Here is a 16,081-nt window from a genome sequence, read left to right on the forward strand (position 1 = left end):
TGATCACTCTTCGCTGGTGTGCACTTTACGGTGCAGGATGGCCTGGAACTCGTCGGCGAACGTGTAGTAACGGCCGATCAAGACTTCACTGCGGGCAGCGAAACGGTTGTAGGCAATAACCGCTGGAATAGCGGCGAACAGGCCGATCGCGGTAGCGATCAGTGCCTCGGCGATACCCGGGGCCACGGTGGCCAGGGTCGCCTGCTGGGCAGTGGCCAGGCCACGGAAGGAGTTCATGATGCCCCATACGGTACCGAACAGGCCGATATACGGGCTGGTGGAACCTACGGTGGCCAGGAACGGCAAGCTCTGCTCGAGCTTTTCTTCTTCGCGGGAAATGGCAACGCGCATGGCACGGCCAACACCTTCCATCACCGCGTCAGGATCAACACCTGGCTGCTGACGCAGACGGGAAAACTCCTTGAAACCGGCACGGAAGACCTGCTCGACGCCCGAGTCCGGATCCGGGTTGCTGCCAGCCTGGCGGTACAGCTTGGACAGGTCGATCCCCGACCAGAAGCGCTCTTCGAAGCTGTCCAGCGCTCGACGACCGGCGCGCAGCATGGTGCTGCGCTGGAAAATCATGATCCATGACGTTACCGATGCGGCAACCAGAGCCAGCATGACCAGCTGTACCACGATGCTGGCATTGCTGACCAGGCTCCACATGGAGGTATGGTCGACGACGTTAGCTTCCACGCTTAATCTCCTGCAATTGATTGAATACCCGGTTCGCCTGCCTCGGCAAAGGCCGCTCGCAGTGCTGGGGGGATAGCCCGGGGTTTGAAAGTGTCGGCGCGCACACAGGCCACCAGGAACTGCCCTTCGCAGAGCAGCGTTGCATCTTTTTCACGCCACACCTGCTGTACAAAACGCAGGCTGGCGCGGTTCAACTCAAGCACTTGCGCGGTCACCCGCAGCTCGTCGTCCAGCCGCGCAGGCACGTGATAGCGCGCCTCGCTGGAGTGGACCACAAACAACAGGTTCTCCTGCGCCAATTCCGATTGGGCAAAGCCCAAGGCACGTAACCGCTCGGTGCGGGCACGTTCCATGAATTTCAGGTAGTTGACGTAATACACCACACCACCCGCATCAGTGTCTTCGTAATAGACCCGACAACGGTGTGCGAACGACTCAAGCCCATTTTGCGCGCGCATACTCTAGTGCTAACTCCTCAGCTTGCCAATCCGCCCTGGCAACTGTTTTTTCATCGTTTATGTCGTTTTGCCAGCGTGGCACTTCCATGTCAGCCGATAGGACCACGAAAACCGCAGATAAATCTGTCATTCATCGGTCTGGGCGGAAAAACCTTCGCCGTTGACCGACTCGTTGAGGCGATTGGGAATGTTCAGGCCAAAATGCAGGTAAGCGTGACGCGTCACGACCCTACCCCTTGGCGTTCGCATGATATAGCCCTGCTGAATCAGGTAGGGTTCGAGCACATCTTCAATAGTGTGACGCTCTTCACTGATGGCTGCAGCCAGGCTGTCGACACCAACTGGACCGCCATCAAACTTTTCGATCATGGTTAGCAGCAAGCGACGGTCCTGATGGTCGAAACCACGTTCGTCAACATCCAGCAGGTTCAAGGCCATGTCGGCAATTGACTTGGTGATCTGCCCTTTACCGCGCACCTCGGCGTAGTCGCGCACGCGGCGCAGCAGACGATTGGCGATCCGTGGCGTGCCACGGGCACGACGGGCGATCTCGAACGCGCCCTGATCTTCGATCGGCAGGCCAAGAATGCCACCGGAACGGCTGACGATGGTCGCCAGGTCTTCGGTGTTGTAGAACTCCAGGCGCTGGACAATACCAAAACGATCACGCAACGGGTTGGTCAGCATACCGGCTCGGGTGGTTGCCCCCACCAGGGTGAACGGCGGCAGATCAAGCTTGATCGAACGCGCTGCCGGGCCCTCCCCGATCATGATATCGAGCTGGAAGTCTTCCATCGCTGGATAAAGCACTTCTTCGACAACCGGTGACAGCCGGTGAATTTCATCGATGAACAACACATCGTGCGGCTCAAGGTTGGTCAACAGAGCCGCCAGATCGCCAGGGCGCTCAAGGATCGGACCCGAGGTGCTCTTGATCGACACCCCCATTTCCTGGGCGATGATATTGGCCAGCGTGGTTTTACCCAACCCCGGCGGCCCAAAGATCAAGGTATGGTCCAAAGACTCACTGCGCCCGCGAGCGGCCTGGATAAACAGCGCCATTTGCTCACGCACCACCGGCTGACCGATGTATTCGGCCAGGCGCAACGGACGGATCGCCCGGTCCTGGACCTCTTCACGGTCACGCCCGCTGGCGGCTATCAGTCGATCAGCTTCAATCACTTAGATCATTCCCTTCAGGCTGCGACGGATCAGTTCTTCGCTGCTCAACCCCTTGGCATTGACGGCTGCCACTGCCTTGCTGGCTTCCTGAGGTTTGTAGCCCAGGGAAATCAAAGCACTGACCGCATCGCTTTCGGCGCTGGACACAGCCGCAACCGGCAACGGCCCATTGGGCACCAGAGCGAACATGGCCGGTGACGTTTCCCAGGCCTTGAAACGATCCTTGAGTTCGACCAACAGACGCTCGGCGGTCTTTTTACCCACGCCCGGCACTTTGACCAACGCCGAAGCATCCTGGGCCTGGACACAGCGTACCAGCTCATCGACCTCCAGGCCCGACATCAACGCCAGGGCCAGCTTGGGGCCAACACCGTTGAGGCGGATCAGCTCACGAAACAGCTCGCGCTCGCGCTTTTCATAGAAGCCATAGAGCAAATGGGCGTCTTCACGAACCACCAGGTGGGTATGCAAGGTGACCGCCTCACCCAGCTTGGGCAAGCGGTACAAGGTGGTCATGGGCACTTCAAGCTCATAACCCACGCCATTGACATCAACAATCAAGTGCGGCGGCTGCTTTTCAGCCAGTGTGCCGCGCAAACGTCCAATCACGTTGCAATCCTTCCTCATGGGTGCCGGCAAATAACCGGTCAACCCTAGCAGCAAATGCAATAGCCTATGGCATTGCTCGGTCAAAATTTGTTTCAGCGCATGATGCTATCAGAGCCGCAGACGCCCGCTACGCCGACGCGCCGTCCCCAGGCCATGAGGTATCAGGCTGGAGCGTGTATGGGCATGACACAAGGCGATGGCCAATGCGTCCGAGGCGTCAATCTGCGGTTTCTGGGTCAATTTGAGCAGGTGCATGACCATCATCTGCACTTGCTCCTTATTCGCTCCGCCGGTACCGGCAACCGCTTGCTTGACTTGCGTCGCGCTGTATTCAGCGATCTCCAGCCCTTCTTCTATGGCCGCGACAATCGCCGCGCCACGGGCCTGGCCCAATTTGAGCGCCGAGTCGGCATTGCGCGCCATGAACACGCGCTCGATACCCATCGTCACTGGCCCATATTGAGTGATGATCTCGCGCACGCCGCGAAACACTATCTGCAAACGTTCAGGCAACTCGCCACTACCCGTGCGGATACACCCGGAAGCCACGTATTCGCAGCCCCGCGCCCCTTGCCGCACCACGCCATAGCCAGTGATGCGCGAGCCAGGGTCGATGCCAAGAATCAGAGTCATAACGCCTGCATACTCGATGACGCATCTAGGCGTCGTTGTAAAGACAGAAGCCGGACCCGCCTGCAGACGGGTCCGGCTTTAATACGATCCGGTAGGAGCGGGCTTGCCCCGCGATGCGGTGTGACTAACAAACCGCTATCGCGGGCAAGCCCGCTCCCACAGGGTGTGGTTAGCCCAACTGCTCCATGACAGCGTCAGGAATCTCGGCATTGGAATAGACGTTCTGGACGTCGTCCAGGTCTTCAAGCATATCAATCAACTTGAGGACTTTTTGCGCACCGTCCAGGTCCAGTTCGGCACTGGTGGTCGGCTGCATGACAATCTCGGCGTCAGCGGCCTTGAAGCCTGCTTCTTCCAGAGCGTTGCGCACAGCATAGAAACTGGCGAAGGAGGTGAACACATCGAAAGAGCCGTCTTCGTTGCTGACCACATCGTCAGCATCGGCCTCCATGGCTGCCTCCATCAACGCATCTTCGTCGATACCCGCAGCGAAGCTGATTTGCCCCTTGCGCTCGAACAGGTAAGCCACAGAGCCATCAGTACCCAGGTTGCCACCACATTTGCTGAAGGCGTGACGCACGGCGGCTGCAGTACGGTTGCGGTTGTCGGTCATGGCTTCGACCATGATCGCCACACCACCCGGGCCATAACCCTCGTAGCTAAGCTCTTCAACGTTATCGGCTTCGGTCGCGCCAGCACCACGAGCAATCGCCCGGTCGATGATGTCACGACTCATGTTGGCGCCCAGTGCCTTGTCCAGCGCCAAACGCAGTCGCGGGTTGGACGCCGGATCGCCGCCGCCCTGTTTGGCGGCGACGGTCAGCTCACGAATCCACTTGGTGAATATCTTGCCTCGCTTGGCGTCCTGGCGCTCTTTGCGGTGCTTGATGTTTGCCCATTTGGAATGACCAGCCATAACGCACTCCGAATCCTTTGAAACAATGCCATGCCCCTGCCCGGCACAAACCCGGCAGAGACCATAAAAACAGTACTGCTTAACGCAAAGGCGCATCCATTTGGATGCGCCCGGGGTCTACTTACTCAGCCTTGGGCTGTTCGCGCAGACGGATGTGCAACTCGCGCAGGGCCTTGGCGTCGACCAGGCCAGGGGCCTGGGTCATGACACACGCGGCACTCTGGGTTTTCGGGAAGGCGATGACTTCACGAATCGACTGAGCGCCGGTCATCAGCATGACCAGACGGTCCAGACCAAAGGCCAGACCACCGTGCGGTGGTGCGCCGAACTTCAGGGCGTCGAGCAGGAAGCCGAACTTCTCTTCCTGTTCCGCCGCTTCGATACCCAGCAGACGGAATACCGCCTGTTGCATTTCTTTGCGGTGAATACGGATCGAACCACCGCCCAGCTCGGTACCGTTGAGGACCATGTCGTAGGCACGCGACAGTGCGGTGGCCGGGTTGGCCTCCAGCTCTTGCGGGCTGCACTTCGGCGCGGTGAACGGGTGGTGCAGTGCGGTGAAGCTGCCGTCGTCGTTCTCTTCGAACATCGGGAAGTCGACAACCCACATCGGCGCCCACTCGCAGGTGAGCAGATTGAAGTCGTTACCAACTTTGATCCGCAGGGCGCCCAGCGCCTCGCTGACGATCTTGGCCTTGTCGGCACCGAAGAACACGATGTCGCCGTCGACCGCACCAACGCGATCGAGGATCACATTGAGGTTGGCCTCAGGGATGTTCTTGACGATTGGCGACTGCAGGCCCTCGACGCCTTTGGCGCGCTCGTTGACCTTGATGTACGCCAGGCCCTTGGCACCGTAGATGCCGACGAACTTGGTGTATTCGTCGATACGGCTACGCGGCATGCTTGCACCACCGGGTACGCGCAGGGCGGCAACACGGCTCTTCGGATCGTTGGCCGGGCCACTGAAGACCTTGAATTCGACTTCCTTGAGCTGATCGGCAACATCTACCAGTTCCAGCGGGTTACGCAGGTCTGGCTTGTCGGAACCGTAGCGGCGCATGGCTTCTTCGAAGGTCATGTGCGGGAATTCGCCGAACTCTACGTCCAGGACTTCCTTGAACAGCTTGCGGATCATGTTCTCGGTCAGGCCCATGATCTCGGTTTCATTGAGGAAGCTGGTCTCAATGTCGATCTGGGTGAATTCAGGCTGACGGTCGGCGCGCAGGTCTTCGTCACGGAAGCACTTGGCGATCTGGTAGTAGCGGTCGAAACCGGCCACCATCAGCAATTGCTTGAACAGCTGCGGCGATTGCGGCAGCGCGAAGAAGCTGCCCGCGTGGGTGCGGCTCGGCACCAGGTAGTCACGCGCACCCTCTGGCGTGGCGCGGGTGAGGATCGGCGTTTCAACATCGAGGAAGCCATTTTCGTCGAGGTAACGACGGATGCTCGAGGTGATGCGCGAGCGCAGACGCAGCTTCTCGGCCATTTCCGGACGGCGCAGGTCGATGAAGCGGTAGCGCAGGCGGGTTTCTTCGCCGACGTCGGAGTATTCGTTGAGCGGGAACGGCGGGGTTTCGGCTTCGTTGAGCACGGTCAGCTCGTAACCCAGCACTTCGATGGCACCGGATGCCATGTTGGCGTTGACGGCACCCGCTGGACGCGGACGTACCTTACCGGTGATCTGTACCACGTACTCGCTGCGCACGCGGTCAGCAGCCGCGAAGCTGTCTGCGCGATCGGGGTCGAAAACGACCTGAGCCATGCCTTCGCGGTCACGGATATCGAGGAAAATCACCCCGCCGTGGTCGCGGCGACGATGGACCCATCCGCAAAGGGTAATTTCCTGACCTTCCAGGCTCTCGTTCAGTTGGCCGCAATAATGGCTGCGCATCATGATGGTGGTTTCGCTTCTCGTCATTCGTGTGTTCAGTGGAGGCCTTGGCGCCACAAAGGGCTATAGTGCAAGACCCTGCCGGTGCAATTCAACTCAGTCAGCTTTGTCGCCGCCTGCCAGGTTCTTTTTTGCACCGGTCTTGAAGTCGGTTTCGTACCACCCCGTACCCCCCAGGCGGAACCCCGGGGCAGAAATCAGCTTCTTGAGCTCGGGCTTCTGACATGCCGGGCAATCCGTCAGCGGCTCGGCGCTGATTTTCTGAAGAACTTCCATCTGGTGATCACAGGCAACACATTGATAGTCGTACAGGGGCATAGGCGTGTCTCGTTAACCACAGCTCAAGCTGGTTCAGGCAGTAAAGAGCGGGATTATATATGGTTAAGGAGTGCTGTGCAGCCCGGCAACCGACTAGCGTGTCACCTGTGGCCCCAACAGAAACACCACGCACACCACCCGGATCAGGCCACTGAAATTTCGCACACCTCCATGCCGCAGGTGTACCTCGCGGTCGACGTAAGACAGCACAGCGTTGACCGAGCACTGATTGAGTTCGGCGATTCGCTCGAGAATTCGCCAGTAAACCGCCTCCAGACGCAGGCACGTGGCAAACCCGTTCAAACGTACCGAGCGTGATAACGGTTGAGCCAGGCCCATATTAAAGTTTTCTTCAAACGGGTCGAACCCTTGCCTGTCCGCCCCACCTGCCACACGCCCGCCACGGCTCATCCTTGAAGACATATCCAGCACCACGCAATTTGACTAACAGGGAAATAACCCCGAGCAATGTTGTTTACCCGGAGACACCCCTAATAAAGCGCTGCAGTGCTATTTACTTCCAGCAGACAGACTTACTCTCACTGTAGGACTGCTCGGCAAGTTGCAATGGATCGCATAACGAAAGAACACTTTCCCCCTTAACGAAAAATGCCCGAAGCAAGACGCATCCGGGCATTTATTACAGCAGAGTACTTGTTAGCTGGTTATTTATCTTCCAGCAACGAGCGCAACATCCATGCGGTTTTTTCATGCACCTGCATACGCTGGGTCAGCAGGTCGGCGGTCGGCTCGTCACTGACCTTGTCAAGCAGCGGAAAAATGCTGCGAGCCGTGCGGGTCACGGCTTCCTGCCCTTCGACCAACTGCTTGATCATTTCATTGGCAGGTGGCACCCCTTCTTCTTCCTTGATGGAAGACAGCCGTGCGTAGATCGAATAAGCACCGGGCGCAGGAAAGCCCAACGCACGGATACGCTCGGCAATGGAATCCACCGCTAGTGCCAACTCGTTGTATTGCTCTTCAAACATCAAGTGCAATGTTCGAAAAGCCGGCCCTGTGACGTTCCAGTGAAAGTTATGGGTCTTCAGATAAAGTACATAAGTATCAGACAAGAGCCGCGACAATCCATCGACAATGGACTTGCGATCTTCTTCGCTGATACCGATATCAATAGCCATGCGATTCCCCTTTCATGATGTTTGATGATCAAGCAGGTACATCCCACTGTATCAAGACTTGCCAGCGACTGCAGCCCTGCACCCGCACCAAAAGGCTGCAGACACCGGCGCTCTTGATCTGGAGCAAGCGACACACGGTGTGCCGATGATTTGAGAAGCCCTGGGGTTTGCTGTTAAATAGGCGGCGTGCCACCCCTGACGATAGTCACAACAGGGGCGCATAGGCTGGCCTTTTTTTCACGTTTTTGCGCTTCTCAAAACCATGCGCGCCGTGACGCCAGCTCTTCCTGTGATACGCCTTATCAATGTGAGCCAACCAACATGTTCAAAATCGTCCACCTATTGACGGGCGCTGCAGCTTTGCTGCTGTCCTTCATACCTAGCTTAAGAACTGAAGCAGTCCCGTTAACGCAGCAACCGGAAGCCGTTTACCTGGCCCTGTTCGGCCTGCTCAACCTGCTCCTCGCCCCCGTAGTGCCACAACACTACAAAGGTGTACGGCTGCAGATGCAACGCCTGACCAGCGCACTGTTGGTGCTGGCCGTGGTACTGCAGACCCTGACCCTGCTGGCCCGCCCGGAACTGGGTAACCTGCCAGCACTGGGTTGCACCTTGTTGGCAGTCGCGCTTCATCTGGTTGCCGGCTTCCTTAAATCAGGTAGCGCGCGCAACCAACACACCCAATACGATATGAGCAACCGCGATACCGGCACGGTCAAGTGGTTCAACACGTCCAAGGGTTTCGGTTTTATCTCCCGCGACTCGGGCGATGACATCTTCGTGCACTTTCGCGCGATTCGTGGCGAAGGCCACCGCGTTCTGGTCGAAGGGCAGCGCGTTGAGTTTTCGGTCATGAACCGTGACAAAGGCCTGCAGGCCGAAGATGTGATTGCCGCTCCGCGACGCTGAAGCTATACCCCATAAAAAAACGCGGCGCCTGGGCGACCGCGTTTTTTTATGCCTGAACGCAACACCGCTTAATAATGCGGTGGCGGGGCCTCTTCCTCGCTGCTCTGATACTGCCCGACCATTTCCTCGTAGCGCTTGAGCAACGCCGTCATCTGCAATTGCAGACGCTCAACCGCCCGCTGCTGTTCGACCAGCACATCATTGAGGGCCTGGATTGTATCGTCCTGGAAGGCCAGACGGCTTTCCAGCTCGTTGACCCGCGCTTCAACTGTCATGACTCACACCTCGACGAATCTGATGTCGTCATTATTGCTCAATACTGTTTTCAGGCGCTCACGCACTTGTTCAACCTGTTCGGCCTCATACGCTACAGCAGGCTTGTTTCCCCAGACAGGGGCTGGCCAGGCTGCATCAGTACGCTTGCGTACAATGACATGCATGTGTAACTGGCTCACCACATTACCCAACGTGGCGACATTCATTTTGTCAGCGGCAAAACTGTCTTTGAGCGTCTCGGCTAAAAAAGTGGTTTCTTTCCAGAGTTGCGCCTGATCACTGCCACTCAATTGAAACAATTCACTGATATCGGCACGACGCGGCACCAGAATAAACCAGGGATAGTTGGCATCCTTGCTCAGCAGAAGCCGACAAAGAGGAAAATCGCCCAACACAAAGGTGTCTTCTTGAAGACGTTGATCCAAATCAAACACGGGGAATCTCCTACAGCTGTTTAATACTTTGCCTGCGGACCGCAGCAGCGCGAGTGCTGCAGGATACCGCTAACGGCCTCCCGGAGCATCGCCAAAGGGTGAACCCCGGGGAAAATCGCACCTCGCCAGGCCTTCCCCCACCGAGTTCCCGACAAACGGAACAGGTAACAATCTGGCGGGTAACGAAGCGCTACTTTTCGCACCAAAATGAGGCTTGGCTTATGCGCACAGCACTCAAAATATCCGCAAACTACTCATCAGGCTGCTTTTACGGTAACGACCTGACCCAAGAGACAGCTTTCTTTCTTATTCCTTATCAGCCCGCACAAACGAACCAACGGATCTTAGCCCCCCGGTTTTGCGGCACCCTGCGGCCACCAGGGAGCGTCAACGTGAAAATTTTGTGAACGACTGCAGGTTTTGAGCACACTTTTTGCTTTCTCATTCGCCACAGTCGGCACGACACCTGCATTGCGTCGGTGGAGCGCGACAAATAACAACAGTTGCATGGGTTAACCAAGGAGTTCGGGAGTCAGGGGTTTAGATTGTTTTTACCTACCCTTAAACCGCCCAGAGCAGCGCTGGAGTTGAACGCCCCGTAAAACCGGGACGTGATTTGCGACAGGGACATAACCGTTAGCGACATGACCGTAAAGTTACCGAAAGGTTCTTTTTCCCCATATCGCCAACAACAGTCTGCGTGATATACATTTCCGCCGACACAAAAAGAAAGAGCCGCGCCGCATAAAAAAACCAAACGGTGACGGCAGTACTCTTCCTAAAAACCAAAGGAGCAAGTCACGATGCGCGTGATGAAGTGGAGCATGATCGCCCTGGCTGTTGCAGCAGGCACCTCGCAGATGGCAATCGCCTCGTCCCAAAGTGAGTCCAAAGGCTTTGTTGAAGACAGCTCGCTGAGCGTTAAAACTCGGATGCTGTATTTCAGCCGCGACTTCCGTAACGTCCCTAATGACGAACAAAGCCGCGCTGAAGAAACCGGCCTGGGCTTCCTGGGCACCTACGAATCCGGCTTCACCCAAGGCACTGTCGGTTTCGGCGTTGACGCCATTGGCATGCTCGGTCTGAAACTTGACAGCGGCAAAGGCCGTGCCGGCACTGGCCAGTTCCCTACCGGCTCTGACGGTCGTTCCGAAGACTCGTTTTCCGAAGGTGGCGGCGCAGTCAAAATGCGCATCTCCGACACCGTCCTGAAGTACGGCACCCAGTTCACCGCCATGCCTGTCCTGGCCACTGACGATAGCCGCCTGCTGCCAGAAACCGTCGAAGGTACTCTGATTACCAGCAATGAGATCAAAGGCCTGGAACTCAACGTCGGTCACTTCACCGCGCTGAACGCACAATCTCAGTCCTACCACGACAGCATCGGTGGCCTGGACGATGATCGAAACAAAAACCCGGGTCTGACCCAGGCTGACGTTATCGGTGGTACTTACGCCTTCACCGACACCCTGAGCACCAGTGTCTACTACTCCCATGTAGAAGATCACTTCCGCAAATGGTACGGCAACATCAACTGGGCACTGCCGATCAACGACAACCAAGGTTTGGTGTTCGACTTCAACATTTACGACACCAAGTCCACCGGCGAAAATCGTACCGGCGCATTTGTCAAAAACCCTGATGGCAGTGCTCGTGAGCTCGACAACACCGCATTCAGCCTGTCCGGCGCTTACAACATTGGCGCACACACCTTCACCCTGGCCTACCAGGCACTGAGCGGTGACGGTGACTACGCCTACGGCATCGACGGCGGCGGCTCCATCTTCCTGGCCAACTCCATCGCCCGTTCCGACTTCAACGCCGAAGACGAGAAATCCTGGCAGGCACGCTACGACCTGAACTTCGCTGAATTCGGCGTTCCAGGCCTGACCTTCATGACCCGCTACGCTCGCGGTACCGATGCCAAGACCCGCACCACCGATGACGGTAAGGAATGGGAACGCGACATCGACATCAAGTATGTGCTGCAAGAAGGCGCAGCGAAGGACCTGAGCTTCCGCGTTCGTCAGGCAACCTACCGCTCCGGCGATGGCGTTTACTACGGATCGCCATCCATCGACGAACTGCGTCTGATCGTCGAGTACCCACTGAGCATCCTGTAAGCCCCGGGCTTTCAGTATCCCCAGTACGAAAGAGCCCGGCACTGCCGGGCTTTTTCTTGTCTCGATTCGGGCTGACAACGCCGTCGTGCTCCGGCATCCTGTACGCCACCGAATCGCCCCCGTACAATGCGGGGTCATTTTAAGTCTTAAGCAACCGACAACGGCCTACCATGCGCACCAGTCAATATTTGCTCGCTACTCAAAAAGAAACCCCGTCCGACGCGGTCGTCATCAGCCACCAGCTCATGCTGCGGGCCGGCATGATCCGCAAGCTCGCTTCCGGCCTTTATACCTGGCTGCCGATGGGCCTTCGGGTAATGCGCAAGGTCGAGACCGTGGTCCGCGAGGAAATGAACGCCGCCGGCGCCCTGGAAGTGCTGATGCCAAGCATCCAGCCTGCCGAGCTGTGGCAAGAGTCTGGCCGCTGGGAACAGTACGGCCCTGAGCTGCTGCGCCTGCAAGACCGCCACGGCCGCGATTTTTGCGTGGGCCCAACCCACGAAGAGGTCATCACCGACCTCGCCCGCAACGAGCTCAACAGCTATAAACAGCTGCCGTTGAACATGTACCAGATCCAGACCAAGTTCCGTGACGAAATCCGTCCGCGCTTTGGCCTGATGCGTGGCCGCGAGTTCATCATGAAGGACGCTTACTCCTTCCATGCCGACCAGGCTTCCCTGCAGGAAACCTACGACCGCATGCACCTGGCCTATAGCAACATCTTCACCCGCCTGGGCCTGGACTTCCGCCCAGTGCAGGCTGACACCGGCTCGATCGGTGGTAGCTACTCCCATGAATTCCACGTACTGGCCGAGTCCGGTGAAGACGATGTGATCTTCAGCGACAGCTCCGACTACGCCGCCAACATCGAGAAGGCCGAGGCTATTCCACGGGAAACTGTGCGCCCTGCGCCAACCGAAGAGCTACGCCTGGTCGACACGCCTGACGCCAAAACCATTGCCGACCTGGTGGCGAACTACAACACGCCAATCGAAAAGACCGTCAAGACCTTGATCGTCCACGCAGCCGAAGAAGGCAAGCTGATTGCCCTGATCGTCCGTGGCGACCACGAGCTGAACGAAATCAAGGCAGCCAACCTGCCAGAAGTGGCCAGCCCGCTGGTCATGGCCGGCGACCAGGAACTGCGTGACGCCATCGGCGCTGGCGCTGGTTCGCTCGGTCCGCTGAACCTGCCTATTCCTTGCATCATCGACCGTTCGGTTGCACTGATGAGTGACTTCGGCATCGGTGCCAACATCGATGACAAGCACTACTTCGGCGTCAACTGGGAGCGCGACCTGCCTGTTCCACAGGTGGCTGACCTGCGCAATGTCGTTGCAGGCGACCCAAGCCCGGACGGCCAGGGTACCCTGGTAATCAAGCGCGGTATCGAAGTCGGTCACATCTTCCAGCTGGGCACCAAGTACAGCGAAGCTCTGAAGTGCCAGGTACTGGGCGAAAACGGTAAGCCGGTCACCCTGAGCATGGGTTGCTACGGTATTGGCGTCTCGCGCGTGGTGGCTGCCGCCATCGAGCAGAACTACGACGAAAACGGCATCATCTGGAGCGATACCCTGGCACCGTTCCAGATCGCCCTGGTACCACTGCGTTACGAAACCGAGCAGGTTCGCGAAGCCACCGACAAGCTCTATGCCGAGCTGACCGCTGCCGGTTTCGAAGTGCTGCTGGATGACCGCGACAAGAAAACCAGCCCGGGCATCAAGTTTGCCGACATGGAACTGATCGGTATTCCGCACCGGATCGTGGTCAGCGACCGCGGCCTGGCCGAAGGTAACCTGGAATACAAGCACCGTACTGAGAAGGACGCGCAACCACTGCCAGTGGCCGAGGTGCTGTCGTTCCTGCAAGCCCGCATTCGTCGCTAAGCCAACACAAGAGTAATCATGTTCAAGCGAAGTACCTTTCCCCTGGGGGGCGCCGCACTGTGCGGCGCCCTGTTGCTCAGCGGTTGCGCCAACCAGATGTCTCAGCGCAGCGAGCATGAGGAACGCATCGAGCGCAAGCTGCTCGAACACAGCCTGCAAGTCGATGTCGGGGCCCCGAAGGTGCTCGAGCTGCCTCAGCGGCGTGTGCGTATTCACGAACAGAAAAACTTCGAAGTTACCGAGTTCGAAGTCACCCGTCGTTATGACCGCTACACGCCTTACCAACCCTGGCGGGAAATCTACGAGATTCCGCTGGGCGCGGTAGCCGTGGTTGCAGGTATCGGTGCCAACGTGGTCAACATTTTCGCGCTGGGCAATCTGCCCGATAGCGTCACGCGCGACTGGTTCAGCTACGGTGTCGACGGCCTCAACCCGTTCATGAATGCTCAGTCCAACGGCCGTGCCCAGCAAAACCTTGCTGGGATCACCGAGGTACAGAAGGACAAGCGCAAGGAATACACCAGCCTGCCGTGGAGCGACCGCCCGGTTGAAGTCAAGGCGGGCAAGGTCAACCACACCTTGACCACCGACCGTAATGGCGTATTGCTCCTGAATCTGCTCGACAGCCCGTTTTCCGAGCAGAACCTGACCCATATCGGCACCCTGCACCTGCAGGTCGCCGATGAAGACGACAACGTACGTGGCGATGCCAGCCTCCTGATCAGCAGTTCCCTGCGCAGCAAACTGGTGGAAGCTCACGACCTTATCTTCGATGACCTTGAAGATGACGAGGTCAACCAATGGGTACATCGGGTCAAGCGTCTGTCTGAACTGGGCCTTGAAGAAGAAGCCAGCGAGCTGGAACAGAGCCTGATCGAACTCACGCGCAACGATCCCGAGCTGCAACAAGAGTTTCTTCACGCGCTCACCAAGGACGCTGGCCGACTGGTAGCCGACCCAGGCGTGCATTGATTCGCTGATCGCGGGCCAGCCCCGCGATCACATTCAACACTCAATCGCGATCGAACAGCTCCAATTGCTCATGCCCACCGCGTAAATCCTGCAAGCGTACACCGATCCCCAGCAGCCTGACGGGTTTGCCTCCACGGGCAAATGCCTGGCTAAGTAATTGCTGGTAACTGGCAAGATCACGCCCGGCCCCCGCCTGCTCCAGGGTCGTCTGCGTAAAATCGTGAAACTTCACTTTGACGAAAGGCTTGCCTGGCCGGTAGCTGTCATCAATGCGTGCCACGCGCCCTGCCAAAGACGCCATCAACTCTGGCAACTTCTCAAGGCAACTGTTCAGATCAGGTAAGTCAGTGTCGTAAGTGTTCTCCACACTGATTGACTGCCGACGACTGTCGTTGTGCACCACGCGATCATCGATTCCTCGCGCCAACCCCCACAACCGCTCGCCAAAGCTGCCGAACTCTCGGGCCAGCGCCAAGCGGCTCCAGTCACGTAATTCCAGGCAAGTGCTGATGCCCAGACGCCCGAGCTTGTCTGCCGTGACCTTACCGACACCGTGCAACTTGCTCACTGGCAGCGCAGCAACAAACGCTTCGACTTCATTGGGGGTAATGACGAACTGACCATTAGGCTTGCGCCAGTCACTGGCTATTTTGGCCAGAAACTTGTTCGGCGCTACGCCAGCCGACACGGTGATATGCAGTTGCTGGGCAACCCGACGACGAATATCGGCAGCAATCCGTGTCGCGCTACCGGCAAACCAGCTGCTGTCGGAAACATCCAGATAGGCTTCGTCTAGCGACAAGGGCTCGATCAAGTCGGTGTAGTCGCGAAAAATCGTGTGGATTTCCCGGGAGGCTTCTTTATAGGCATCCATGCGCGGCTTGACGATCAACAAATCGGGACACAGTTTCAAAGCATGCCGAGACGACATGGCAGAACGCACACCAAAGGCCCGCGCCTCATAGTTACAGGTAGCGATTACCCCACGACGATCAGCCGAACCGCCGACCGCCAACGGGCGCCCCACCAGACGCGGGTCGTCACGCATTTCGATAGCTGCGTAAAAACAATCGCAATCTATATGAATGATTTTGCGCTGAGACATCCGTTGCCGTGGCCATAGCTGAAAATGGTGTAGGCAGTATCTCACCCCGCTGCGCTCACGCACCACCCAAATACTGGATAAATATACACGCAAGGCACCAAGCAGCACGCCCCACCGGCCTTCCGCCCCTCCTTGGAAACGCTAAGCATTTGAACAAAAAAGGATTTCTTGAAATGAGTGCTTGACACTACAACGCATAACTGTAGAATTCACCTCACAGGCGCGGGATGGAGCAGCCTGGTAGCTCGTCGGGCTCATAACCCGAAGGTCGTCGGTTCAAATCCGGCTCCCGCAACCAGATTCAGAAAAGGCCACTCTTCGGAGTGGCCTTTTTCTTTGCCTGAAGAAAAGTCCAGGCCATTAATTTATTGAAAATCAACACTTAAGCGTTGACAGCATAACCAAAGGCTGTAGAATGCGCCCCATCAGACGCGGGATGGAGCAGCCTGGTAGCTCGTCGGGCTCATAACCCGAAGGTCGTCGGTTCAAATCCGGCTCCCGCAACCAAACATCGAAAAAGGCCACTTT

At 57.5% G+C, this 16,081-nt stretch carries 17 protein-coding genes and 2 tRNA genes; 6 read left to right on the plus strand and 13 right to left on the minus strand.

Features of this window, described 5'->3' with window-relative positions:
• Positions 1–3: 3 nt before the first annotated feature.
• The 10 genes from tolQ to E1573_RS23000 form a co-directional block, all read right to left on the minus strand.
• Positions 4–699 (minus strand): protein TolQ, encoded by a 696-nt coding sequence (gene tolQ / locus E1573_RS22955; RefSeq protein WP_133216835.1) that lies wholly within the window; start codon positions 697–699, stop codon positions 4–6.
• 2 nt (positions 700–701) lie between these two features.
• The gene (gene ybgC, locus E1573_RS22960; RefSeq protein ID WP_133216836.1) at positions 702–1,157 is read right to left on the minus strand and encodes a tol-pal system-associated acyl-CoA thioesterase; all 456 of its coding nucleotides are present in this window, start codon (positions 1,155–1,157) and stop codon (positions 702–704) included.
• A gap of 126 nt (positions 1,158–1,283) precedes the next feature.
• Positions 1,284–2,339: a Holliday junction branch migration DNA helicase RuvB gene (gene ruvB / locus E1573_RS22965; RefSeq protein WP_133216837.1), complete on the minus strand. Its 1,056-nt coding sequence runs from the start codon at positions 2,337–2,339 to the stop codon at positions 1,284–1,286.
• Positions 2,340–2,948: a Holliday junction branch migration protein RuvA gene (gene ruvA, locus E1573_RS22970; protein WP_133216838.1), complete on the minus strand. Its 609-nt coding sequence runs from the start codon at positions 2,946–2,948 to the stop codon at positions 2,340–2,342.
• 108 nt (positions 2,949–3,056) lie between these two features.
• Positions 3,057–3,581, minus strand: coding sequence for a crossover junction endodeoxyribonuclease RuvC (ruvC, locus tag E1573_RS22975; RefSeq protein ID WP_133216839.1), 525 nt, complete (start codon positions 3,579–3,581; stop codon positions 3,057–3,059).
• Between the two features lie 169 nt (positions 3,582–3,750).
• The gene (locus E1573_RS22980) at positions 3,751–4,497 is read right to left on the minus strand and encodes a YebC/PmpR family DNA-binding transcriptional regulator (RefSeq protein WP_133216840.1); all 747 of its coding nucleotides are present in this window, start codon (positions 4,495–4,497) and stop codon (positions 3,751–3,753) included.
• Positions 4,498–4,618: 121 nt separating this feature from the next.
• On the minus strand, positions 4,619–6,394 hold the full coding sequence (gene aspS, locus E1573_RS22985) for an aspartate--tRNA ligase (RefSeq protein ID WP_133217072.1): 1,776 nt from the start codon (positions 6,392–6,394) through the stop codon (positions 4,619–4,621).
• Between the two features lie 93 nt (positions 6,395–6,487).
• Complete coding sequence (locus tag E1573_RS22990; protein WP_133216841.1) at positions 6,488–6,709, minus strand: FmdB family zinc ribbon protein; 222 nt, start codon at positions 6,707–6,709, stop codon at positions 6,488–6,490.
• Between the two features lie 93 nt (positions 6,710–6,802).
• Positions 6,803–7,132, minus strand: a complete 330-nt coding sequence (locus E1573_RS22995) for a ribbon-helix-helix domain-containing protein (RefSeq protein ID WP_133216842.1) — start codon at positions 7,130–7,132, stop codon at positions 6,803–6,805.
• A gap of 242 nt (positions 7,133–7,374) precedes the next feature.
• Positions 7,375–7,848, minus strand: coding sequence for a Dps family protein (locus E1573_RS23000; protein WP_133216843.1), 474 nt, complete (start codon positions 7,846–7,848; stop codon positions 7,375–7,377).
• A gap of 321 nt (positions 7,849–8,169) precedes the next feature.
• Between E1573_RS23000 and E1573_RS27135 the strand changes: the two genes are divergently transcribed.
• The gene (locus E1573_RS27135; RefSeq protein WP_133216844.1) at positions 8,170–8,757 is read left to right on the plus strand and encodes a cold-shock protein; all 588 of its coding nucleotides are present in this window, start codon (positions 8,170–8,172) and stop codon (positions 8,755–8,757) included.
• Positions 8,758–8,825: 68 nt separating this feature from the next.
• On the opposite strand, the gene E1573_RS23010 is transcribed toward E1573_RS27135, so the two are convergent.
• Both E1573_RS23010 and E1573_RS23015 read right to left on the minus strand, forming a co-directional pair.
• Positions 8,826–9,032 carry a SlyX family protein gene (locus E1573_RS23010; protein WP_133216845.1) on the minus strand — a complete coding sequence of 69 codons (207 nt, stop codon included), beginning with the start codon at positions 9,030–9,032 and terminating at the stop codon, positions 8,826–8,828.
• Between the two features lie 3 nt (positions 9,033–9,035).
• Positions 9,036–9,467, minus strand: a complete 432-nt coding sequence (locus tag E1573_RS23015) for an HIT domain-containing protein (protein ID WP_133216846.1) — start codon at positions 9,465–9,467, stop codon at positions 9,036–9,038.
• Positions 9,468–10,270: 803 nt separating this feature from the next.
• On the opposite strand from E1573_RS23015, the gene E1573_RS23020 reads away from it, so the two are divergent.
• The 3 genes from E1573_RS23020 to E1573_RS23030 all read left to right on the plus strand — a co-directional run bounded on the left by E1573_RS23020 (position 10,271) and on the right by E1573_RS23030 (position 14,448).
• Positions 10,271–11,590, plus strand: coding sequence for an OprD family porin (locus E1573_RS23020; protein WP_133216847.1), 1,320 nt, complete (start codon positions 10,271–10,273; stop codon positions 11,588–11,590).
• A gap of 170 nt (positions 11,591–11,760) precedes the next feature.
• Entirely contained in the window at positions 11,761–13,476 is a 1,716-nt protein-coding gene (locus E1573_RS23025; RefSeq protein WP_133216848.1) for a proline--tRNA ligase, read from the plus strand.
• Positions 13,477–13,494: 18 nt separating this feature from the next.
• On the plus strand, positions 13,495–14,448 hold the full coding sequence (locus tag E1573_RS23030; protein WP_133216849.1) for a hypothetical protein: 954 nt from the start codon (positions 13,495–13,497) through the stop codon (positions 14,446–14,448).
• Positions 14,449–14,488: 40 nt separating this feature from the next.
• Here the strand turns inward: E1573_RS23030 and dinB are convergent, their stop codons facing one another.
• Positions 14,489–15,553, minus strand: a complete 1,065-nt coding sequence (gene dinB, locus E1573_RS23035) for a DNA polymerase IV (RefSeq protein ID WP_133216850.1) — start codon at positions 15,551–15,553, stop codon at positions 14,489–14,491.
• A gap of 221 nt (positions 15,554–15,774) precedes the next feature.
• On the opposite strand from dinB, the gene E1573_RS23040 reads away from it, so the two are divergent.
• Positions 15,775–15,851 (plus strand) — tRNA-Met (locus E1573_RS23040).
• Between the two features lie 132 nt (positions 15,852–15,983).
• Positions 15,984–16,060 (plus strand) — tRNA-Met (locus tag E1573_RS23045).
• Positions 16,061–16,081 lie beyond the last annotated feature (21 nt).

The organism is Pseudomonas sp. H9 (genome assembly GCF_004353925.1).
Lineage (GTDB): Bacteria > Pseudomonadota > Gammaproteobacteria > Pseudomonadales > Pseudomonadaceae > Aquipseudomonas.

Excerpts from the sequence above, each read along its gene's own strand:
- ybgC (WP_133216836.1), bottom strand. The coding sequence starts at position 1,157 with ATGCGCGCGCAAAATGGGCTTGAGTCGTTCGCACACCGTTGTCGGGTC.
- ruvC (WP_133216839.1), bottom strand. The coding sequence starts at position 3,581 with ATGACTCTGATTCTTGGCATCGACCCTGGCTCGCGCATCACTGGCTAT.
- E1573_RS22980 (WP_133216840.1), bottom strand. The coding sequence starts at position 4,497 with ATGGCTGGTCATTCCAAATGGGCAAACATCAAGCACCGCAAAGAGCGC.
- aspS (WP_133217072.1), bottom strand. The coding sequence starts at position 6,394 with ATGATGCGCAGCCATTATTGCGGCCAACTGAACGAGAGCCTGGAAGGT.
- E1573_RS22990 (WP_133216841.1), bottom strand. The coding sequence starts at position 6,709 with ATGCCCCTGTACGACTATCAATGTGTTGCCTGTGATCACCAGATGGAA.
- E1573_RS22995 (WP_133216842.1), bottom strand. The coding sequence starts at position 7,132 with ATGTCTTCAAGGATGAGCCGTGGCGGGCGTGTGGCAGGTGGGGCGGAC.
- E1573_RS23000 (WP_133216843.1), bottom strand. The coding sequence starts at position 7,848 with ATGGCTATTGATATCGGTATCAGCGAAGAAGATCGCAAGTCCATTGTC.
- E1573_RS27135 (WP_133216844.1), top strand. The coding sequence starts at position 8,170 with ATGTTCAAAATCGTCCACCTATTGACGGGCGCTGCAGCTTTGCTGCTG.
- E1573_RS23010 (WP_133216845.1), bottom strand. The coding sequence starts at position 9,032 with ATGACAGTTGAAGCGCGGGTCAACGAGCTGGAAAGCCGTCTGGCCTTC.
- E1573_RS23020 (WP_133216847.1), top strand. The coding sequence starts at position 10,271 with ATGCGCGTGATGAAGTGGAGCATGATCGCCCTGGCTGTTGCAGCAGGC.
- E1573_RS23025 (WP_133216848.1), top strand. The coding sequence starts at position 11,761 with ATGCGCACCAGTCAATATTTGCTCGCTACTCAAAAAGAAACCCCGTCC.
- E1573_RS23030 (WP_133216849.1), top strand. The coding sequence starts at position 13,495 with ATGTTCAAGCGAAGTACCTTTCCCCTGGGGGGCGCCGCACTGTGCGGC.
- dinB (WP_133216850.1), bottom strand. The coding sequence starts at position 15,553 with ATGTCTCAGCGCAAAATCATTCATATAGATTGCGATTGTTTTTACGCA.